13 protein-coding genes are annotated in these 21,714 nt (G+C 58.5%); 8 read left to right on the forward strand and 5 right to left on the reverse strand.

Translation table 11 applies throughout. The features are described from left to right. Positions 1–176: 176 nt before the first annotated feature. From AVI_RS19695 to AVI_RS19710, 4 genes are all read right to left on the reverse strand, one after another. The gene (locus tag AVI_RS19695; protein WP_012653892.1) at positions 177–1,298 is read right to left on the reverse strand and encodes an NAD(P)/FAD-dependent oxidoreductase; all 1,122 of its coding nucleotides are present in this window, start codon (positions 1,296–1,298) and stop codon (positions 177–179) included. Positions 1,299–1,338: 40 nt separating this feature from the next. After that, positions 1,339–2,343 (reverse strand): Gfo/Idh/MocA family protein, encoded by a 1,005-nt coding sequence (locus AVI_RS19700; RefSeq protein WP_012653893.1) that lies wholly within the window; start codon positions 2,341–2,343, stop codon positions 1,339–1,341. A 26-nt stretch (positions 2,344–2,369) separates the two neighbouring features. Then, positions 2,370–3,893, reverse strand: coding sequence for an amino acid ABC transporter permease/ATP-binding protein (locus AVI_RS31745; protein WP_012653894.1), 1,524 nt, complete (start codon positions 3,891–3,893; stop codon positions 2,370–2,372). A 79-nt stretch (positions 3,894–3,972) separates the two neighbouring features. Further along, complete coding sequence (locus AVI_RS19710) at positions 3,973–4,725, reverse strand: ABC transporter substrate-binding protein (RefSeq protein ID WP_012653895.1); 753 nt, start codon at positions 4,723–4,725, stop codon at positions 3,973–3,975. A gap of 316 nt (positions 4,726–5,041) precedes the next feature. Here AVI_RS19710 and AVI_RS19715 point away from each other — a divergent pair, with 316 nt between their 5' ends. From AVI_RS19715 to ligM, 8 genes are all read left to right on the forward strand, one after another. Further along, positions 5,042–6,112 carry a LacI family DNA-binding transcriptional regulator gene (locus AVI_RS19715; RefSeq protein WP_012653896.1) on the forward strand — a complete coding sequence of 357 codons (1,071 nt, stop codon included), beginning with the start codon at positions 5,042–5,044 and terminating at the stop codon, positions 6,110–6,112. A gap of 277 nt (positions 6,113–6,389) precedes the next feature. Then, complete coding sequence (locus AVI_RS19720; protein WP_012653897.1) at positions 6,390–8,351, forward strand: methyl-accepting chemotaxis protein; 1,962 nt, start codon at positions 6,390–6,392, stop codon at positions 8,349–8,351. Further along, the gene (locus AVI_RS19725) at positions 8,351–8,824 is read left to right on the forward strand and encodes a chemotaxis protein CheW (protein WP_012653898.1); all 474 of its coding nucleotides are present in this window, start codon (positions 8,351–8,353) and stop codon (positions 8,822–8,824) included. Before AVI_RS19720 ends, AVI_RS19725 begins: the two co-directional genes overlap by 1 nt. 287 nt (positions 8,825–9,111) lie before the next feature. Beyond that, complete coding sequence (locus AVI_RS19730; RefSeq protein ID WP_234688596.1) at positions 9,112–10,485, forward strand: efflux RND transporter periplasmic adaptor subunit; 1,374 nt, start codon at positions 9,112–9,114, stop codon at positions 10,483–10,485. Then, positions 10,482–13,580 carry an efflux RND transporter permease subunit gene (locus tag AVI_RS19735; RefSeq protein WP_012653900.1) on the forward strand — a complete coding sequence of 1,033 codons (3,099 nt, stop codon included), beginning with the start codon at positions 10,482–10,484 and terminating at the stop codon, positions 13,578–13,580. Before AVI_RS19730 ends, AVI_RS19735 begins: the two co-directional genes overlap by 4 nt. Further along, positions 13,577–16,684 (forward strand): efflux RND transporter permease subunit, encoded by a 3,108-nt coding sequence (locus tag AVI_RS19740; protein ID WP_012653901.1) that lies wholly within the window; start codon positions 13,577–13,579, stop codon positions 16,682–16,684. The genes AVI_RS19735 and AVI_RS19740 overlap by 4 nt, the downstream gene beginning before the upstream one ends. A gap of 140 nt (positions 16,685–16,824) precedes the next feature. Further along, positions 16,825–17,583 carry a GntR family transcriptional regulator gene (locus AVI_RS19745; RefSeq protein ID WP_012653902.1) on the forward strand — a complete coding sequence of 253 codons (759 nt, stop codon included), beginning with the start codon at positions 16,825–16,827 and terminating at the stop codon, positions 17,581–17,583. A 123-nt stretch (positions 17,584–17,706) separates the two neighbouring features. Then, positions 17,707–19,125: a vanillate/3-O-methylgallate O-demethylase gene (gene ligM, locus AVI_RS19750; RefSeq protein WP_012653903.1), complete on the forward strand. Its 1,419-nt coding sequence runs from the start codon at positions 17,707–17,709 to the stop codon at positions 19,123–19,125. Positions 19,126–19,386: 261 nt separating this feature from the next. Here ligM and AVI_RS19755 read toward each other — a convergent pair whose 3' ends face one another. Further along, positions 19,387–21,660 carry a heavy metal translocating P-type ATPase gene (locus tag AVI_RS19755; RefSeq protein WP_012653904.1) on the reverse strand — a complete coding sequence of 758 codons (2,274 nt, stop codon included), beginning with the start codon at positions 21,658–21,660 and terminating at the stop codon, positions 19,387–19,389. Between the last annotated feature and the right edge of the window lie 54 nt (positions 21,661–21,714).

The following is a 21,714-nucleotide window of genomic DNA, read 5'->3' on the forward strand; positions in this document are numbered from 1 at the left end:
TGACCGTCTGCAAATGGCGATTTCTGCGCTTCCGGTACTCACGTACGTTAAGTACGCTCCGTTCCGGTTCTCGAAATCACCATTTTCGCCAGGCCAACAGCAATTCTTGAACAGACTGTAAGACAATCAGCCAAAGACATCCGCCGCCGGTTTGGACCGGCGGCGTGACGTTCGCGTCAGGCGAAGCGCTCAGGCCGGAACGTGGCCAACATCGGATGGCGTTCGCCACTGGCGATTTCATAGGCGAGAAGTTCGCCGACAATCAGGCCCAGCGTTGCGCCGCTATGGCTGAAGGCAACAAAATAGCCGGGGATGGCTTTGAGTTCGCCCAGAACAGGTTCACCATCGCCGGGAATGGGTTTGCGGCCGACGCCATAGCTGGCCAGTTCGAGCTTCGGATTGCCTTCCAGTACCTTGGAGGCTTCCGTCAACAGGCCATCCAGCGTTTCCTGCTTCACCTGATAGCTGCCATCCGCCAAAGTACCGACTTCTTCCTCGGACCATGCCGAATCCAATGCAAAACTGTTGTTGGGGCCGGGGCGAATAGCGATGCGGGGTGTGTTCAGCACGGCTGTCAAGGGAAGGTCGAGAGGCTTTGTTGTGACCAACAGCGAAATCGGGGTGCCGTCGTCAATTTTCTGGCCTGCATCAGCGGCCATTTTGGGAACGGACGGTCCCGTTGCCACTAGGACCGCATCGGCAGGATAGGTCGCACCGTTTGCTGCGCGAGCACCAACGGCGCGACCGTTTTCAATTATCACGCTGGCCACCCCGGCATCTGTCACCAGCGTGCCGCCGCGCTCCTTAAATTCATCGACGAGAATTTTGATCAGGGCGGGCAAATCTACCCAACCCTCGGCCGCGTTGAAAATAGCGCCCTGTGGTGTGACCACGTCCGCATCGACGCCAGGCGTCACAGCCTTGACCTCGTCTGCGGCCAGATGAACGGCATCATAGGCGAGCTTGACCTCATGGTCATAGGCGGCATCAATCTCATTGTTGGCGTCGTCGGCATCCCAGGTCAGTCCACCCTTGAAGGACAGCCAATCGGCCCCTGGAAAGCGCTCAGCAAGTGTGCGGTAACGATCAATGCCCGCCATCCGCAGGCGATGATAAGCATCAGAGCGCATCCGCGAGGAATTGAGCCAGGACAGGGAACGCCCGGACGCGCCATTGGCAACCGGTCCGTCATTGATCAGGGTGACATTGATACCCTTGCGGACAAGCTGCACCGCCGTGGACGTTCCAAAAATGCCGCCGCCGATAATGACAGCGCTTGATATCTTGTTTTTCGACATGGTTTTCTCTCAGTCTTCAATCATGATGATGTAAATTCGTTCAGGGCTTTTCCCAGCCATTGCTTGCCTTTGAGCGGAAAAACGCATCGATGACCTTCATATTGGCCACGGCATCGCCTAGCCCGGATGACAAAGGCTCACCCACCAGCACGGCATGGGCAAAGGCATCGCATTGCAGGCCATATTGATTGGCAGCGCTGATCTCGATCACTTCACAGCCGCCACCGGTCAGGTCACGGCCATCATCGATGGTGATGGTGGTGGGTGCATCGGTTGGTGCATTGAAGGGAATGGCAATTTCTATGCGGCCTTTGGTGCCGAGCACCGTGACCTTCTGGCATAAGGATAGCTGCGTGGCGCAGGTAAACGTGAGGTGGCGATTGGCGGAGAATTCCGCCAAACCACTCATCATCCTGTCCGTCTGGAATGTCTCATCCTGATCAAACAGGCCAATCACACGCTCTGGCTCACCATCAAACACAAAGCGGGCGGTATTGATGGCGTAACAGCCGACATCATAAAGTCCGCCGCCACCAATATCTTTCTGGTTGCGCACATTGGTGGGATCATCGAGATAATAGGAGAAGATCGTCTGGATGCTCCGCACCTCGCCAATTCGCCCGGCTTTCACCAGATCACGCACCTTCAGCCATTGCGGATGATGGCGCACCATGAAGGCCTCTGCGACCAGCACACCGGAAGTGCTGGAAGCTGAAGCAATCTGCTCTGCTTCCTCTGCCGTAAGGGCAATTGGCTTTTCACACAGCACGGGCTTGCCGTGGCGGATGGCTTCCAGCGTCATCGGCATATGCAGGTGATTGGGCACCGGATTATAGATGGCATCGATATCGGGATCGCGGAGCAATTCCTCATAGCTGCCATAGGCTTTGGCAATGCCAAGGTCTGCCGAAACACTCTGAGCTTTTGCCAGTGAGCGCGACGCAATTGCCGCAACAATGCCCGTTTCGCCCGCCTGAATGGCCGGAATAACGGCCTTGATGGCAATATTGGCGGCTCCCAGCACGCCCCATCTGAGCTTTTTCATGCTTGTTTCTGCCTTCTATTTATCACTTACAAAACCTCCGCCAAAAAGTGCTTCAGACGCGCACTTTGGGGATGATCAAAAATGGCTTCGGGTGAACCGGCTTCCACCACCTTGCCCTCATCCATGAAAATCACCTGATCAGCGACGCGGCGGGCAAACCCCATTTCGTGGGTCACAACCACCATGGTCATGCCCCGTTCGCCCAGATCGGCCATCAGGTTCAGCACGCCCTTCACCAATTCGGGATCAAGCGCCGACGTGACTTCATCAAACAGGATGACTTCCGGTTCCATCGCCAGCGCACGGGCAATGGCCACGCGCTGCTGTTGACCGCCGGAGAGGCCGCCGGGGCGGTGATGTTTGCGGCTTTCCAGCCCAACATCGCGCAACCTTGCCAGCGCAATCCGTTCGGCTTCCTGCCGCGACATGCCTTTGATCTTGGTCAGCGACAGCATGACATTGTCGAGCGCCGAGTGATCGGGAAACAGGTTGAAATGCTGGAACACCATGCCGACCTTGCGGCGCAGTTTTTCGGGCTTCATCGCCAGAATGCTGCTACCGTCAAGCAGGACATCGCCGCTCTTTGGTTCCACCAAGCGGTTGAGGCAGCGCAAAAGCGTCGATTTTCCAGAACCAGACGGGCCAATGATGCAGGTGACCGTGCCGGGTTTGACGGTGAGATCAACACCTTTGAGCACATCCAGCGTGCCATAGGCCATGGTCAGCCCGCGCACATCCAGACTGCCGCCGGTAAAGGTGATCTCTTTGGCCGGTGCTTTTGCACCATCGACGGCCTTTGCAAGCTCGCTCACCTCGGCAAGACCGCTTATGGCCTCGCTGGCAGGTTTTTTACCCAGCCGCAACCGTGTATCGATGGTGTTGACCAGATGGGTCAGCGGCACGGTAATGACAAGATAGAACATGCCCGCCAGCAACAGCGGGGAGAGATTTCCTGTCACAACAGCCTGATCCTGCCCAACACGGAAAATTTCGCGCTCAGATGCCAGAAGACCGAGAAAATAGACGAGACTGGAATCCTTCACATTGCCGATGAACTGATTGACCAGTGCGGGCAACACCCGCCGTACGCCCTGCGGCACAATGATCAGACGCATGCCTTGGCCATAGCTCATGCTCAACGCCCGGCAAGCTTCCAGCTGTCCCCGATCGACACTTTGAATGCCGGAGCGAAAAATTTCGCCAATATAGGCCCCGGCAATCAGGCTCAACGCCAGAATGCCCAGCGGATAAGGCGACGGCCCCCAGATTTCACGAGCAATGCGGGCAAAACCCTGACCGATCAGCAAAATAGTCACAATCGCAGGCAGGCCGCGAAAAATATCGGTATAAAGCCGTGCGGGAATGCGCAGCCAGGGCGAGCGCGAGATTCCCATGATGGCGAGGATCATGCCAATCACCACGCCAATCACGGTGGAGGCGAAGGCCAGGATGAGGGTATTCTTCAAGCCAACCGTGATCATGGCAGGCAAGACCTCGGCCATCGCGTCCCAGTCGAGAAAACTGCGACGCAGTGTTTCAAGCCATTCCATTCAAAAGTCCTTCCCAGTGTTGATCATGTGCCCGGTAGCCACCCGGCTGGCGCTCACAGCCAACCGGGTGAAGCCGCAATCAAGGCTTGGGAAGGTAGTCGGCAGGCATCGGCGAGCCGGGGAACCATTTTTCGTAGAGCTTCTTCCAGGTTCCGTCCTGCATGGCGGCGTGCAGGCCCTTGTTGAAGGCCTCACGCAGCCCATCATTGCCCTTGCGGATCACAAAACCCGCAGGCGCATCGAAGCTTGGAATGTTGACGGCAATTTTCAGTGCCTTGAAACGATCCGTATAGTCCTTGGCAGCCTCATAATCGAGGAAATGGGCATCGACCGTGCCATTGTTCAGGGCCGAGACGGCGGAGTTGTTGTCGGGAAATTTGACGAGATCGGTGTCCTTGAAATTCTTGGTCGCATAGATTTCCTGCAACGTGCCTTGCACCACGCCCAGGCGCTTGCCCTTCAGGCCCGCGGCATCGGTAATCTTCGCATCTGGAGTCAGCACCGAGAGATAACCGGCCAGATAACCATCCGAAAAATCAACGGTCTTCTTGCGGGCCTCGGTGGTGCCAATGGCCGCGACGGCCACGTCGAACCGGCCATTGGCAACAGACGGCATCAAGGCTGAGAATTCCTGCCCGGTAAAGACAACCTGATCTTTCTTGAAGCCCATGCGTTCCGCAACATTGAGAAAGAGTTCAATGTCGAAGCCGGTGAACTGGCCATCGGAGGTGATGAATGTATAGGGCTTGGAATCGCCCATGGTGCCGACACTGATGACCTTCGGGTCAATCAGCCCGTAAGGATTGTCGGCTGCAACAGCCTGCTGCCCCATCAATCCGGCACAGGCAAGGGCCGCCGCGATAACTGCGCCACGCGCCTTCTGTGAAATTGTTCTGGCTATTCTCATTGTCGTTGTTCTCCGCTCTGGTGATTGTTCTTCTTCGCCGTGCTGTCCTTGTGCTGGCGCGCACGGTTTCCCACCCGGATGAATGGCGGCAACCACCCATCCGGCAAATGCTTGTCGCATGCCGTTTTCTTGTTATTGAATATGAGACCGGTCTCTATCTTAAAGAGACCGGTCTCTTTTGGTTTGACAATTGTTATATTCGCATTGACCGTCCGTCAATATCCCTTATAGAGCTAATATCATGGAACAGCCGCCGATCAGGAAATCATCCGTCACCGTTGCCGACGTGGCCAGAGCCGCAGGCGTTTCCAAGGCGACGGCTGCGCGCGTTTTGGGCGGCTATGGCACCGTCAGCGACAAGGTGCGGACGCTGGTTCTGGAGGCTGCGGCCACATTGGACTACCGGCCCAATGAGCTGGCCCGTAGCATGACAACGGGTCGCTCCGGCACCATTGGTGTTGTGGTTGGGGATATTGAAAATCCGTTTTTCAGCTCCGCCGTGCGCGGCATTGCCGATGTGGCCCGCATGGCAGGTTATACTGTCATCCTCACCAATTCCGGCGAAGACGTTGCGGCGGAAAAGGCTGCTGTCAGGGCTTTGCTGGCAAAGCGGGTCGATGGTTTGATTATCTCGGCTGCAAGCACGCTGGATTTCGAACACCTGCAAGAAATCCGGCAATCGGGTTGTCCGCTGGTGCTGCTTGACCGCGCCCTTCCTGTCCTGGATGTCGACACGGTGACAACGGATGACCGTGAGGCGGCCCAACAGGCAACGGAAATCCTCATTCGCAATGGCCATCGTGATATCGCCTATATCACCGCCTGCGATACACCGGACCATCGGATGAAAAGTCTCGACGATCTTCATACGGCATCGGTCCGGCATCGTGTTGAAGGTTTTATTGCTGTTTGCACTGCCGCAGGACTGCCTGCGCCCCTGCAGGCCGTGCGTCTCGGGGCGAATGGCCGGGAAAAATGTGAGGCGCTGGCGCTTGATCTGCTGCAATCGGCGCACCGGCCAAGTGCCATCATCGCCTCGGATAGTCTTATTGCTCTGGAGGTCTTCAAGGTCGCCCGGCATCTCGGCCTGTCGATCCCGCAGGATCTTTCGCTGATCGCTTTTCACGATGCGGATTGGACTGCTGTGACCTCTCCGCCGATCACCGTTATCCGCCAGCCGGTCTATCATATGGGAAAAACCGTAGCAGCACATTTGATGGAAAGAATAAAAGGCGCAAACCACCCAGCTCGGCATGTCATTCTGACGACCGAGCTTATCGAGCGCAGCTCCATTGCATCAAGGCTGCCTTGATTTTTTGATTTATATATTTGTAATTATATATTTTTATCGCATTTTTCTGCAAAATTAAAAAAGAAATTCATTTTATTTCAGGTTTTTATTGGCTTTGAAAATTTCGAAATTCATGTATTTCCCGATCAGCGAGTGAAAATAATGGAGTACACTATTTCGATAACAGCGATGTCTCAATTTTATACATAAATCATTAAGTATAGACGCAACTGCGCAGGAACCAGATCGGTCATGGCGAATTATCGCGCCAGAAACGAAACAAAACTGGATTTCTGCGATGAAAAACCTGCCAATCATTGGTAAATTCTTAACTATAATGGCGCTGTTCGGTGTGTTTGCACTGGGCGTTGCTGGCTATGCTGGAACGCGCATTATGGATATCGACACATCCTATAGCGACCTCATATCCCAGGATACTGCCGCTGCGACAGCGATATCGCGCGCCAACCGGGCCTTGCAGGGTGCACGCTCGGCAATTGCGGAACTGACGATTGCTCGCTCCGACAAAGAGAAAGCCGGTTCTCAACAGGACCTTCAATCCTCGCGGGCCGCTTTCGTAAAATTCATGGACATTGCCATTGCCGCGGTTCCGCAGCGCCGTGATGTTGCCGATGCCAAGACGGAAAGTCTGCGCATCATCGACAATACCTGTGCCAATACCATTGCTCTTGGCAATGCCAGCAATTCGCCAGAGGGCGTGGCGCTCGCGCAAGCCGCCTTTATCAATGAGTGTCAGGCGGCGTTTCGCGTTATTACGCCAAAAAACGTGCAATTGGTGGATGATTTGAACAATGCCACCGATCAGAAAAGTGATGCATTATCCGTGACCTCAAGCCATGCCGCTATGGTCACGGTGGCCAGCATCGTAGCCGGTCTGGCAATCGTCCTGACCATAGGCTTCTTCGCAATCCGCTCGTGGCTTGTCCTGCCGATCCGCAAGGTTGCCGCAACGATGGAAACTCTGGCCGGTGGCGATCTCTCTGTGGATGTTGCGGGAACCGAACGTCGTGACGAAGTCGGCGGGATGGCCAAGGCCGTGCAAGTGTTCAAAGATAACGGCCTGCGTGCCCGGGAACTGGAACGGGAAGCAGAAAGCGTGCGCAATTCCAGCGAGGCGGAACGGGCTCGTGTTGCAGAAATGGACCGCAAGCGCGCGGAAGAAATGGCAGAGGCGACGTCTGGTCTGGCCGATGGCCTGAAGCGACTGTCGAATGGCGATCTCGGCTTCCGTTTGAGCCAGCCGTTCGCCACCGAGTTCGAAGCGCTTCGCAATGACTTCAATGCTGCCGTTGCACAATTGTCCGATACGCTGGGTGCGGTTGCTAATGCCACCAGCTCTATCGATAGCGGTTCACGGGAAATCAGCCAGGCTGCCGAAGACCTGTCGAAGCGCACCGAACAGCAGGCTGCATCGCTGGAAGAAACCGCCGCCGCCCTCGACCAGATCACCACCAATGTCGCCAATTCCTCCAAGCGCGCCGAAGAAGCCCGGCATGTGGCGATCGAGGCCAACCAGTCAGCCCGCGAATCCGGGATTGTCGTCTCCAACGCTGTCGATGCCATGCAGCGGATCGAGCAATCGTCCAACCAGATCTCCAACATCATTGGCGTCATCGACGAAATTGCTTTCCAGACCAATCTTCTCGCTTTGAATGCGGGCGTGGAAGCAGCGCGCGCCGGGGAGGCTGGTAAGGGCTTTGCGGTCGTGGCCCAGGAAGTGCGCGAACTTGCCCAGCGCTCTGCCGGTGCCGCCAAGGAAATCAAAGAGTTGATCCGCAATTCTGCCGGCGAAGTCAGCAATGGTGTGACGCTGGTGCGGGCGACCGGTGAGGCACTCAAGGCCATCGAAGCGCATGTCGTTACCATCAACAGCCAGCTTGATGCCATTGCCCTGTCGTCACGCGAACAATCGGTTGGTCTTGCCGAAGTCAACACCGCCGTCAACCAGATGGACCAGGTGACCCAGCAGAATGCCGCCATGGTCGAGCAATCGACGGCAGCCAGCTCTTCGCTGGCATCGGAAGCGGGCCGGTTGCGTCAATTGATTTCGCAATTCCACCTCGACGGCACCCAGACCATGCCTGCCTCTTCGGCTGCTGGCTGGACATCCAAAAAGCCGGCTGCTGCGCATGAACAGCACCGTCCGGTTGCGTCTCCGGCCCGGCGGATGGTGGGGCAGGTGGCCCGCGCCATGGGTCTCCAGACAGCGGCCAAGGCCGATAACTGGGAGGAATTTTGATGCGGACGGCGTCAACCAGCCAGGCGGATGCGCTTGAAATCCTGGCCTTCAGGCTGCATGGACAGGAATTCTGCGTCAAGACCACGTCCATCCGCGAAATTCGCGGCTGGGCACCGGCCACCTCCTTGCCGCATGCCCCTGCTGAGGTCATCGGGGTGATAAACCTGCGCGGCACGGTCATTCCCATCGTCGATCTCGCGGTCAAATTGGGAATGCAGGGCATGGTGGCCAATGAGCGCAGCGCCATCATCGTTGCGGAAGTGGACAGTGCGGTCGTCGGCCTGCTTGTCGATGCCGTGTCCGACATCTTGACGGTTCCCGCTGACAGCTTGCAACCCGTGCCGCAAGCTACCAGCACCGGAACGGATTTTTCCGATGGCATCATTGTGCAGGGCGCGAGCATGATCTGTTTTCTCAATCTCGAACGGATGTTTGCCCACAGCAATTGCAGCGATTGGGGAATTGCCGCTTGATTGCCCGAAATTTGTAGCAGGCCCAAAGCCCGGAAGTCTCTTCCGGGCTTTGGCGTTTTCAACCCATTGCCGTTTTCGCAAAATTTGGAATGAGGTCCTCGATAAACCCGTCTTTTCAAAGATGTGATTGGCTTGTCTTTATCCCGTAAGACAGTTTGATGAGCGAGTGCTATGAAGCCGGTTCTGTCCTTCTGTGGGAAAAGACAGGATTGCTGCCGGATGGACTATCCCCGGAGGACCATCCATGACGGGCCATGAAGAATGCGTGAGCGAAACCTATGAAGAAAATGACGAAGATCGTCCTGGTCGGCCTGGTGCTTGTCGGGGCCGGATTGGTTTATGCTGCCCGCCAACCGCAATTTGCCGCGATCACCGCAGGCTGGCTGGGCAAGCCCCAGGCCGACCGGCAGCGGGGCCGCGATCTCGCCATTCCCGTTGTAGCCTCTCCGGTGAACCAGACGAATGTACCCGTCTACGTGACCGGCGTCGGCAGCGTCAAACCGTTGAATACTGTTGTTATCCAGCCGCAGGTCAGCGGGCGGATCACGAAGATCGGCTTTCAGGAGGGGCAGGACCTGAAGAAAGGCGAGTTGATCGCCACGCTGGATGACGCACTTTACAAGGCACAGTTGGATGAAGCGATTGGCAAGAAGGCCCAGGACTCGGCCCAATTAACGTATGCCATTCTGGAAATGGAGCGTTTGCAGCGCCTGATCGGCAATTCCGCCACCACTCAGCAGCAACTGGACAATCAGGTGGCGCTGGTGGCGCAATATAAGGCGCAGGTCCAATCCGACCAGGCAGCCATCGAGGCGGCTCAGGCTCAGCTGGATTACACCGTGATCAAGGCGCCGATGGATGGACGAACCGGCATTCGCAATGTCGATGTCGGCAATATCGTCTCGACCGGTGACACGACCGGCATCGTCACTCTGTCGCAGATCAAGCCAATTACCATCGTGTTTTCCATTCCGCAGCAGGATCTGGCCCGCGTCAATACCGCCAATGCCAATGGCGCTCTTTCGGTCGATGCCCTCGGCGATGACGGCAAGACGGTCGTTGCCAACGGCACGCTGACGGTGGTCGATAACCAGGTGGATACCACCACAGGCACTGTCCGCTTGCGGGCTGAATTTCCCAACGAAGATCTGCGGCTGTGGCCTGGCGCTTTCGTCAATGCCCGGCTTCTCGTCGAGACAAAGAAAGATGTGCTGACGGTTCCGTCTTCGGCCATCCAGCGCGGTCCTGCGGGTACTTACGCCTATATTGTTCAGCCAGACCAGACGGTGAAAATCCAGGCGGTGACGGTCGAGATGCAGGACGACCAGATGGCGGTGATCGCCAAAGGGGTCAGTGCCGGTGAGACTGTCGTGACGACCGGTTTCGCCCGGCTACAGGATGGCGCGCTGGTGCGGGTTTCGACGCCGCAGGAGGCCGATCCTGCCAATATGGCCGTGCCGTTGGATGATAACAAGCCGCGTCAACGCCATGGTGGCAACCGTAACAATGGCCAGGCCCGGCCAAACGCCCATGACCCAGCCTCGCGGAAAGAGGGCGGTGAAAAACCTCAGGCTGGATCGAACAGCAAAGCGGAACCGCCTTCAGCAGAAGGAAAAGACACTGGCGCACCCGCAGCCCCACCGGCTGACGCAGCGAAATGAGTATTTCTACACCCTTCATCGCGCGGCCCGTCGCCACCTCGCTGCTGGGGATCGCCATCCTGCTGGGGGGATTGCTGGGGTATACGTCGCTGCCCGTAGCACCATTGCCGCAGGTGGATTTTCCGACCATCCGCGTCACCACGCAATTGCCGGGCGCCGACCCCGAGACCATGGCGGCCCTGGTGACAGCGCCGCTGGAAAGGCCGCTTGGCCAGATCCCGGCACTGGCTTCGATGACCTCTTCCAGCGCCTTCGGCATCAGCCAGGTGACGCTGCAATTCAACCTTGACCGTGATATCGATGGTGCTGCGCAGGACGTGCAGGCGGCAATCAATTCGGCCAGCGGCAGCCTGCCGAAAACCCTGCCTTATCCGCCGACCTATGCGAAAGTGAACCCGGCGGATACTCCGACCATCACGCTGGCCCTGCATTCCGATAGCTATCCGATTCGCGATCTCAGCGACTTCGCCGATACGATCATGGCGCAGCGGCTGAGCGAAGTTTCCGGCGTTGGCGATGTGCGCGTTCAGGGCGGCGTGCGGCCCGCCATCCGCATCCAGGCGGATCTGACGCGGCTTGCCTCCTATGGGATGTCGCTGGAGGATCTGCGCACCGCGATTACCAATGCCAATGTTTCCGGTGCCAAAGGGGCAGTGGACGGCACCTATCAATCCTTCACACTCTCGGCCAATGACCAGATCCAGGACCCGGAAATCTACCGCGACACCATCGTCACCTACAGCAATAGCGCGCCTGTCCGGTTACGCGATGTCGCCGATGTGGTCGAAGGGCTGGAAAACAGCCGCGTCGGTGCCTGGTATCAGGGGCATCCGGCGGTCATCGTCGATATCATGCGCCAGCCCGGTGCCAATGTCATCCAGACTGTCGAGGATGTCCGAAAACAGCTGCCGCGCCTCAAACAGGCGCTTCCCGCCGGGGTCTCGCTCGATATCGTCAACGACAGGACGGACACCATCCGCGCCTCCATTCACGATGTGCAATGGACGCTGGCGCTCAGCGTCGGGCTGGTCATTCTCGTGGTGTTTCTGTTTCTGCGCACGCTGACGGCGACGATCATCGCCGCTGTCGCCCTGCCACTGTCGTTGATCGCCACCTTCGGCATCATGTATTTTGCCGGTTTCAGCCTCGACAACCTGTCGCTGATGGCGCTGACCATCGGCACTGGCTTCGTGGTCGACGATGCCATCGTGATGATCGAAAATATCGCCCGTCACATCGAGGAGGGTGAAAGCCCGATGCAGGCCGCCCTGAAGGGGGCGGGCGAAATCGGCTTCACCATCATTTCGTTGACGGCCTCGCTGATCGCGGTCTTCATTCCGCTGCTGTTCATGACCGGCATTGTCGGGCGGATGTTCCGCGAATTTGCCCTGACACTGACCATTGCCGTCGTGGTCTCGGCGGTGATTTCGCTGACGCTGACGCCAATGATGTGCGCCCGCATTCTGCGAGCCCCCAAGGAGCGAAATTCCGGCGTGCTCGGCATGGTGGACCGTGGCATGGACTGGATGAACGAAGGCTACCGCCGCAGCGTCGTCTGGGCTGTCAATCGCGGCTGGCTGATGCTTGTGCTGACGGGGGTCACGCTTGTAATCACCGGCCTGCTTTACGTCACCATCCCCAAGGGCTTCCTGCCGGTGCAGGATACCGGGCTGATTTCTGCCGTCGTGGAAACCGAGCCGACCAGCTCGTTCGATGCGATGAAGCAGACCCAGTCCCTTGTCGGCAACCGGCTCCGCGCCGATCCGGCGGTGCAAAGCGTCATTGCGGTGATCGGCACCAGCGCCTCCAACCTGACGCTGAACACGGCAAGCTACAGTATCGTGCTGAAGCCGCTCGACCAGCGAGACATCTCGGCGACGGATTTGATCGACCGGCTGCGGGCCTCCGTTGCCGATATTCCTGGTATCCATCCGACCTTTCAGAGCATTCGCGATATTTCGATCAGCACGCGGGCCAGCCGAGCGCCCTATCAATATACCCTGACCGGCACCAATACCGCGACCGTCGCCGACTGGGCCGACCGGCTGGCCCGGCGACTACAGCAGAACCCGTTGCTGATCGATGTCACATCTGAAGTGGAAATGGGCGGCGGGCGGCTGGCGATCACCGTCAATCGCGAGACCGCCGCCCGCCTTGGCGTCTCCATGCAGGCGATCAACGATACGCTCTACGATGCCTTCGGCCAGCGCCAGATCAGCACCATCTACGGGCAGGCGAACCAGTACCGCGTCATTCTTGAGGCCGCCCAGCGGTTTCAGGGCGATCCGAAATCCCTGGAAAAACTCTATGTCAAAGGCACGAGCGGTGCCATCGTGCCGCTGAATGCGGTTGCATCGGTCAAGTTTACCACGGCACCACTGGTGATCAGCCGGGACGATCAATTCCCCGCCGTCACCATCAGCTTCGATCTCGCCCGGCACGCATCGCTGAGTGAGGCAATTGCCGCCATCAAGAGTTCTGAGCGTGACATCAGCATGCCCGCCTCCATCCAGCGTCATTATAGCGGCGATACCGAGGAATTCGACCGCTCGCTGGCGGGAGAGCCCTGGCTGATTCTGGCGGCGATCATCACCATCTATATCGTGCTGGGTCTGCTGTATGAAAGCACCATCCACCCGATCACCATTCTGTCCACGCTGCCTTCGGCGGGCGTCGGGGCGCTGCTGGCGCTGATGCTGTTTGGTCAGGATCTGTCGATTATCGCCTTGATCGGCATTGTTCTGCTGATGGGTATCGTCAAGAAAAACGCGATCATGATGATCGATTTCGCGCTGGACGCGGAGCGCAAGGACGGGCTTAGCGCCCGCGATGCCATTATCAAGGCCGCCGTCATGCGCTTTCGGCCCATCATGATGACCACGCTGGCGGCCCTGTTCGGGGCGCTGCCGCTGGCGCTTGCCCAGGGAACCGGCGCGGAACTGCGCATCCCGCTCGGCATCTCGATCATCGGCGGTCTGCTGCTCAGCCAATTGCTGACGCTCTATACCACGCCTGTCATCTATCTGGCGCTGGATGGAGTGCGCGCCAGGATGCAGGGAAAGCGTGCGGCTTCCGATATCGGAGGCCCGTTATGAATATCTCAAGCCTGTTCATCAGCCGCCCGGTTGGCACCACTTTGCTGGCCATCGGCCTGATGATGCTCGGGCTGGTCGCCTACCGGTTCCTGCCGGTCGCAAGCCTGCCTGCCGTCGATCTTCCCACCATAAGGGTGACAGCCAGCCGCCCCGGAGCCGATCCGGAAAGCATGGCGTCCAGCGTTGCCGCGCCACTTGAGCGCCATCTTGGCGCGATTGCCGGTGTGACCGAAATGACCTCGACCAGTGGGCTTGGCACGACCAATATCTTTTTGCAATTCGACCTTTCCCGCAATGTCGATAGCGCCGCCCAGGATGTCCAGGCGGCCATCAATGCCGCCGTCGGAGATCTGCCAAGTGACCTGCCGTCGCTTCCGTCCATGCGCAAGGCCAATCCTGCCGCATCGCCAATCCTGACGCTGGCGCTGACCTCCGATACCATTCCCGCCAGTGCGATATACGATGCCGCCGATAGCGTCGTTGTGCAGCGGATTTCGCAGGTGGAAGGGGTTGGCGACGTCTCGGTCAGCGGTGCCGACCAGCCCGCCGTCCGCGTCCGGCTTAACCCGGACCGGCTGGCGGCCATCGGGCTTTCGGCGGATGATGTGCGCACCGCCATCGTCAATGGCAATGCGCTTGCGCCGATTGGTGCCATTGATGGAAGCCAGGCTTTCTACGCGCTGTCAGTCAATGCGCAATTGATTACGCCTGAAGATTACGGCCAGCTTGTTATCCATGCCTCCAACGGCATCGCCGTCCGGCTGGTCGATATCGCCACCGTGGAGCCCGGCGTGCGCAACCGCCGTTCCGATGCTTGGTTCAACGGCAAGCCCGCCGTTCTTCTCAATATCACCAAGGCGGCGGATGCCAATGTGATGTCCACGGTCGATGCAGTGAAGGCACTCATCCCCGAGGTCAAACAGCTGATCCCGGCTGGTATCGAAGTCGATATCCTCAACGACCGCACCAAGACGATTCATGCCAGCGTTGAGGATATGCAGTTTACCCTGCTGGCGACGGTGGCGCTGGTCATGGCCGTGGTTTTCGTCTTCCTGCGCCGCTTGGTGCCGACGCTGGCCGCCGGTTTGACGGTGCCGCTGTCGTTTGCAGGCGCATTTGCCGCCATGTGGCTGACGGGACTGTCCATCGACAATCTGTCGTTGATGGCGCTGGCAGTGGCCAGCGGCTTCGTGGTGGATGACGCGATTGTGATGATCGAGACGATTTACGCCAATATCGAAAAAGGCATGAAGCCGCTTGAGGCGGCCCACGCGGGCGCCCGGCAGATCGGCTTTACGGTGATCGCCATCAGTATTTCATTGATGGCTGCCTTCATTCCCTTGTTTTTCATGGGCGGTATTGTCGGCAAGTTCTTCCTGACCTTTTCCCTGACGCTCGCCTTCACCATCGCCGTTTCCACCGTGGTCTCCCTGACCTTAACGCCGATGATTTGCGGTCACCGGATCAGGGCGCGGGATCTCGATGCCCGGCAGGGGCGTTTCGACCGGGCCATCGAACACAGCCTGGAGCGGACCGTTGCCTTTTACGACCGCACATTGAAGGGCGTCCTGCATCACCGTGTCCTTGCGGTGGTCATCACCACCGCCTGCATCGTGCTGACTGGTTTTCTCTATGCCAAAGTGCCAAAGGGCTTCATGCCGCGCGACGATACCGGCTTTGTGATGGGCAATAGCCAGGCTGCTAGCGACATATCCTATCCGGCCATGCTGGCGCTGCAAAAGCGCGCCTTGGCCATCGTCGAGCGCGATCCGGCGGTGCAGAGCATCGGCGCCTCTGTTGGCGGCGGTTTTTTGGGAACAGCCAATCGCGGCCAGATGTTGATCGCGCTAAAAGCGCCTGATGAACGAGAGGCAACGGACGTGGTGATCGAGCGGCTGCGCCGTGCGGTTGCCGTCATTCCCGGCCTCGATACATCGTTCTTTTCGCCAAGCGATATCCGGGTCGGCGCGCGGACATCGGATTCGGAATTTCAATTCACGCTTTGGGATGCCGATTATGACGAGTTGGTGGCCTGGGCGCCGCGCATTCTCGCCCGGCTGCGGCAGGAACCCTTGCTGACCGACGTCAATAGCGACCGTCAACCGAGCGGTCTTCAGGCCAATGTCGTCGTTGACCGGACCGCCGCGTCTCGTCTCGGCGTCAAGATGACGGCGGTCGATGCGGCGCTCAACAATGCCTTTGCCCAGCGTCAGGTGACGATCGTCTATGGAGAGCGTAACCAATACCGTGTCATCCTTGAAACCTATCTGGATTTCGCCAAGGACCCGGAACATGTTCTGAAGATCTATGTGCCTGGAAATAGTGGTACGCAGGTGCCGCTCAGCGCTTTTGCCAGGATTGAGCGGACATTGGCACCCATTGGCGTCAATCATCAGGGGCAATTTCCGGCGGTGACGATTTCCTATAATGTCGGGCCGGATACCACGCTGTCCGAGGCCAATGATGCGGTCAAGGCTGCCGTGGCCGGCATGCATCTGCCCGATACGCTGCATGCCGAATTTGCCGGTGACGCCGCCAATGCATCGAGTTCCTCAGGCGGCCAGCCGCTGCTCATTCTCGCCGCTCTTCTGGCCGTCTATATCGTGCTGGGCATTCTCTATGAGAGCCTCATTCATCCCCTGACGATCATTTCCACGCTGCCTTCTGCCGGGCTGGGCGCGTTGCTGGCACTGTGGATCAGCGGCACGGAACTGACCATCGTCGCCTTTATAGGCATTATTCTGTTGATTGGCATCGTCAAGAAAAACGGGATCATGCTGGTGGATTTCGCGCTCGAAGCCGAACGCCAGCATGGGATGTCGCCCGAGGATGCCATTCATGAAGCCTGCCTGCGGCGGTTTCGGCCGATCATGATGACGACGCTTGCCGCCTTCATGGGCGCGCTGCCACTGGTGCTGGCGACCGGTCCCGGTGCCGATCTTCATCGACCGCTCGGGGTGACGATCATTGGCGGCCTTATCGTCTCTCAGGCTCTGACCCTTTACACCACGCCGATCATCTACCTGATCTTTGCGCGTCTGTCGGCGCGCTATGGCGCGAAAACCAAAGCTGGGAAGAACCTGGATCACCGTCCGGCTGTTTAGACATCTCCCGTTGCGAACAGATATGATCGTCATTGCAGCTTTTACATGTATACATTAAATTAGAAAAATTGCGTCTGCTGCTTGCCGCTGCGCGGCAGCGGGTCGGGGAAGTGATTGGTTCGGAAAGGGGCTTTATCAGGATGCAGAAGGATACGAAAGCCTCGGTAAAACTGGCGGATACCGCCACCCATGGTCGCCGTGCCGTGATCGAATTGCGTGAAAAAATCATCAGCGGACATCTCACCGGCGGGACGCGGTTGTTTGAGGTATCGCTGGCGGAGGAACTCGATATTTCCCGCACGCCGGTGCGCGAAGCCCTGTCACGGCTGGCCGAGGAAGGCCTGCTTGATCGCTTGCCGAATGGCGGTTTTGTGGTGCGCCGGTTTGGTTATGACGATGTTATTGATGCTATCGAATTGCGGGGTGTCTTGGAGGGGACGGCAGCAAGGCTGGCCGCAGAGCGTGGGGCCGACGCGGAGGCGCTCGCTACAATTTCTGAGACAATTGTTAAACTGGATCAGTGTTTTGGCCCCTATGTCGATGACGTTGACTTCGATGCCTATGCCGATCTCAACGAAATTTTTCATCGTCAATTGGCCGCCCTTTGTGCAAGTGAAGTGATGCGCCGCGAGGTGGAGCGGGCCTGCGCCTTGCCCTTAGCCTCGCCCTCCGCTTTCCTGCCCAACCGGATGGATATTGCGGCTTTCCGCCGCTCCTTGCGGTCGGCGCAGGAGCAGCATCGCGGCCTGGTCGAGGCCATCACAGCCCGCGAGGGCGCGCGCGCGGAAGCTATCGCCCGTGAACATGCCAGGACCGCGCGGCGGAATCTCGATTACATTTTCAAGGAAGCGCCTGGATTGATCGACAAGATCCCGGGTATGGCGCTTATTCGCCGCTGACCGTTTCGCGCAGTGTTGTGTGTTAATCGCGATGGCCACAAAAAAGCTTCAGAAACGGGCTTGCATTCTGCTCAAGGGTTGGCATCAATGTATACACACTGAAGTGTGCCTTGGGAGGAAACGATGGCAGCAAGCAGTCTCCACGATATTTTGCAGGATAATCCCGACATTGTCGGCCGGTTGCGCAATTCGCCGGTCGGCATGTATGTGTACCCGGTTGTGACACCCGAATTCAGCAATTGGCGCTCCGAACAAGTCGCCTGGCGCAATTCCGCCGTGCTGTTCGACCAATCCCACCACATGGATGAATTGATCGTCGAGGGACCGGATGCAGAGAAATTTCTCAGCCATCACGGCATCAATTCCTTTGCGAATTTCGATCTCAACCGCGCCAAGCACTTCGTTTCGGTCACGCCGAACGGCCATGTGATCGGCGATCACATCATCTTCCGTGAACGACAGGACAAGTTCATCCTGGTGGGCCGCGCCCCGACCTCGAACTGGCTGATGTTCTGCGCCGCCTATGGCAAATGGAACGTCCGCCTCAAGCACGATCCGCGTTCACCGTCGCGTCCGGAAGGCGAACGGGTGTTGCGCACCCATTATCGCTACCAGATCCAGGGGCCGGAAGCTCCGAAGATCTTCGAGAAGATCAATGGCGGGCCGGTTCCGGAGATCAAGTTTTTCCATGTAGACTGGATCAATGTCGGCTCCAAGAAGGTGCAGGCGCTTCGCCATGGCATGTCCGGCGCGCCGGGTCTGGAAATCTGGGGGCCGTATGAGGACAAGAATTACATCCTGTCCTGCATTCTCGAAGCGGCAAAGGATGCCAATGTCGATCTGGTGCGCTGCGGCAGCCGCGCCTATTCTACCAACACGCTGGAGAGCGGCTGGATTCCATCGCCGCTTCCGGGCATCTATACCGGCGATGGCATGCTCGCCGAGTATCGTCAATGGTTGGGCGCCGACAGCTATGAGGCCAATGGTCCGATTGGTGGCAGCTTCGTTTCCAGCAATATCGAGGATTATTACGTCAATCCGTTCGAGCTTGGCTATGATTTCTACATCGGCTGGAAGAAGGACGATTTCATCGGCAAGGCGGCGCTCGAAAAATTCAAGGGCCAGACCAACCGCAAGAAAGTCACCTTCGAATGGAATGCCGAGGATGTGGTCGAGGTGATTGCCTCTGCCTTCCGTCCGGGCGAAGACAGCTACAAGTGGATCGATTTCCCCGTGCTGAACTACGCCTCAACCAGCGCCGACATGATCGTCAACGACGAGGGCAAGACGGTGGGCCTGTCGATGTTTGGCGGCTATTCCTACAATGAGCGCTGCATCCTGTCGCTTGGCATTGTCGATGCCGATGTCAAGGAAGGCGATGTTCTGACATTGATCTGGGGTGAACCGGACGGCGGCAGCGGCAAGACTTCGACCGAGCGTCCGCACAAGCAGGCGAAAATCCGCGTGCGGATCTCTCCGACACCTTACGCGCGTCAGGCCCGGGAGACCTATGCCGAGAGCTGGCGGACGAAGAGGAAGTGATCTGCTGGAATTTTGCAGTAGATTGAAAACGTTACGGCGCCGTGTGATGTATAAAACGCTCGGTGCTGTCGTAGATCAATCATAGTCTGCATTTATCCTCGATGTCATGCTCGGCCTTGTGCCGAGCATCTAAGCACATTAATTTATTCAGCAATGTCAATGGCTTATTTATCGGCGGCAGACCCTCGGGACGGGCCCGAGGGTAACGATATGTTGAGATCGGAGTGATTTGTATCGGACGGTCACTCCGCGTTCAACACGTCAGGCGGCCTTTGCGCTACCGCGCCAGCGCAACAGGCGCATGGCGTTGGCGGTGACGAGAACGGTGGCACCGGTATCGGCGAGGATTGCTGGCCAGAGACCGGTAATGCCGATAATCGTCGTCACCAGGAAGACGGCTTTCAGCCCGATGGCAATGGTGATGTTTTGGCGAATATTGCCCATTACCTGCCGCGACAGCATGACCATGTCGGCTAGGTCCATCACCCTTCCATGCAGAATGGCCGCATCGGCGGTTTCCAGTGCCACATCCGTTCCGCCGCCCATGGCGATGCCGATATCGGCGGCGGCAAGCGCCGGAGCGTCGTTGATGCCGTCACCGACCTTGGCGACCCGTTCGCCTTTCGCCTGCATGTCGCGGACGATAGCCTGTTTGTCCTGCGGCAGCAGTTCGGCACGAGGCTCAATGTCAAGCAGCGTGGCGATGGCTCTGGCCGTGGCGGCATTGTCGCCGGTCAGCATGACTGGGCGAATACCGGCAGCCTTCAACGCGTCCAATCCTTGGCGGGCATCGGGACGCGGCTCGTCGCGCAGCGCGATCAGCCCCGTGACTGACCCGTTCTTCACCAGGAGAGAGACAGATTTCCCTTCCGCACTCAGTTTTTCGATCCGGGTGACGATCTCAGCGGACACTGCGGCCAGTTCGGCGGCGGCGCTGGCCGATCCGAGGAAGAGGCTGATGCCACCCACCGTGCCGCGCACGCCCTTGCCAGCGATAGCGCCGGTCTCGTTTGCCGTTGGTACAGAAACGGCGCGGTCGGTGGCGGCCTCGATAATCGCCCGGGCCAGCGGATGGCTCGACCCCATTTCAAGGGCTGCCGCATCGGCCAGCACGTTCTCTTCGACTGCGCCGCCAAACGCGATGATATCAGTCACCTTCGGTTTACCCTCTGTCAGCGTTCCCGTCTTGTCGAGCGCGATGGCGGTGATCCGTCCGACATTTTCGAGAACCGCGCCGCCCTTCATCAGCAGGCCACGACGCGCACCGGCGGAAAGACCGGCGGCAATGGCAGCGGGTGTGGAGATCACCAGGGCGCAAGGGCAGCCGATCAGCAGGATTGCCAGACCTTTATAGAGCCAGAGGCTCCAGTCCCCATCCCAGAACAGCGGCGGCAGGATTGCCACCAGCGCGGCCAACAGCGTTACAGCGGGTGTGTAATAGCGCGAAAACCGGTCGATGAAGCGCTCGGTTGGCGCTTTGCTCTCCTGGGCTTCCTCGACCAGACGGACAACGCGGGCAATGGTGTTGTCGGCGGCGGTGGCCGTCACCTTGACGCGAAGCGTTCCCTCACCATTCACCGTTCCGGCAAAAACGCCTTCCCCGGCACCCTTGGTTTTCGGCAGGCTCTCTCCGGTGACAGGGGCTTCATTGATCGCGCTGGTGCCATCGATAATTTCCCCATCGGCCGGAATTCTGTCGCCGGGCCGCACGGTGACAATGGTGCCGAGTGTCAGGCTGGCGGCGGCGACATCTTCAAGGCGGCCATTCCGCTCGATCCGCGCCGTATCGGGAACCAGCTTGGTCAGGCCTTGAATACTGGCCCGCGCCCGCCCAGCCGCAAAGCCCTCAAGCAATTCACCGACCAGAAACAGGAAGACGACTGTGGCCGCTTCCTCGGTCGCACCGATGATGATGGCGCCGATAGAGGCGATGGTCATCAGCATTTCGATGGAAAACGGCGTGCCAGCCAGCGCGGCCATCACCGCACGGCGAGCAATCGGCACGATGCCGATGGCGATGGCCGCCAGAAAAGCCCAGAAGGAGAGGGAGGGTATGAGGTGGCCGATGAGCATAGCAAGGACGAGAGTAGCACCGCTCGTTGCGACCTGCCGGGCCTTTTGCGTGCGCCACCAAACGCCTGTCGTGGGTCCGGCATCATGCTGATGGCTGTGCAGGCCGTCGCCATGAGAGGCGTGCTCATGTCCCTCATGATTATGCTCATCGTGATGATGATTATGCGCCTCGCCATCATGATGGCCCGTGCAGGTCGGGCCATGCGCGTGATCATGCTGATGATCGTGTTGTGGGACGGACGCGGCGAGGCGGGTGGTTTTGTAGCCAAGACCGGTCACCCTATCGGCAAGCGTGACCAGATCGGCGTCGCCATCGTGGACAACGGCCATGGTCTGTGCCGTTACCGAAACCCGGACATCGGTAATACCGGCCACACGGCGCGCTGCCGTGTCGATTTTTGCCGCGCAGGAGGCGCAATCCATGCCCTCGACGCGGAAGCGGGTGGTCTGTTCGGTTGCCATCGGTTCGTCCTTGTCATTGTGTCGAACCGATCCTACATTCTCTAGTGACTAGAG

Origin of the sequence: Allorhizobium ampelinum S4, assembly GCF_000016285.1 — a bacterium.
Taxonomy (GTDB): Bacteria; Pseudomonadota; Alphaproteobacteria; order Rhizobiales; family Rhizobiaceae; genus Allorhizobium; species Allorhizobium ampelinum.

Excerpts from the sequence above, each read along its gene's own strand:
- AVI_RS19715 (WP_012653896.1), top strand. The coding sequence starts at position 5,042 with ATGGAACAGCCGCCGATCAGGAAATCATCCGTCACCGTTGCCGACGTG.
- ligM (WP_012653903.1), top strand. The coding sequence starts at position 17,707 with ATGGCAGCAAGCAGTCTCCACGATATTTTGCAGGATAATCCCGACATT.
- AVI_RS19730 (WP_234688596.1), top strand. The coding sequence starts at position 9,112 with ATGACGAAGATCGTCCTGGTCGGCCTGGTGCTTGTCGGGGCCGGATTG.
- AVI_RS19720 (WP_012653897.1), top strand. The coding sequence starts at position 6,390 with ATGAAAAACCTGCCAATCATTGGTAAATTCTTAACTATAATGGCGCTG.
- AVI_RS19755 (WP_012653904.1), bottom strand. The coding sequence starts at position 21,660 with ATGGCAACCGAACAGACCACCCGCTTCCGCGTCGAGGGCATGGATTGC.
- AVI_RS19695 (WP_012653892.1), bottom strand. The coding sequence starts at position 1,298 with ATGTCGAAAAACAAGATATCAAGCGCTGTCATTATCGGCGGCGGCATT.
- AVI_RS19745 (WP_012653902.1), top strand. The coding sequence starts at position 16,825 with ATGCAGAAGGATACGAAAGCCTCGGTAAAACTGGCGGATACCGCCACC.
- AVI_RS19735 (WP_012653900.1), top strand. The coding sequence starts at position 10,482 with ATGAGTATTTCTACACCCTTCATCGCGCGGCCCGTCGCCACCTCGCTG.
- AVI_RS19740 (WP_012653901.1), top strand. The coding sequence starts at position 13,577 with ATGAATATCTCAAGCCTGTTCATCAGCCGCCCGGTTGGCACCACTTTG.
- AVI_RS19700 (WP_012653893.1), bottom strand. The coding sequence starts at position 2,343 with ATGAAAAAGCTCAGATGGGGCGTGCTGGGAGCCGCCAATATTGCCATC.
- AVI_RS19725 (WP_012653898.1), top strand. The coding sequence starts at position 8,351 with ATGCGGACGGCGTCAACCAGCCAGGCGGATGCGCTTGAAATCCTGGCC.
- AVI_RS31745 (WP_012653894.1), bottom strand. The coding sequence starts at position 3,893 with ATGGAATGGCTTGAAACACTGCGTCGCAGTTTTCTCGACTGGGACGCG.
- AVI_RS19710 (WP_012653895.1), bottom strand. The coding sequence starts at position 4,725 with ATGGGGCAGCAGGCTGTTGCAGCCGACAATCCTTACGGGCTGATTGAC.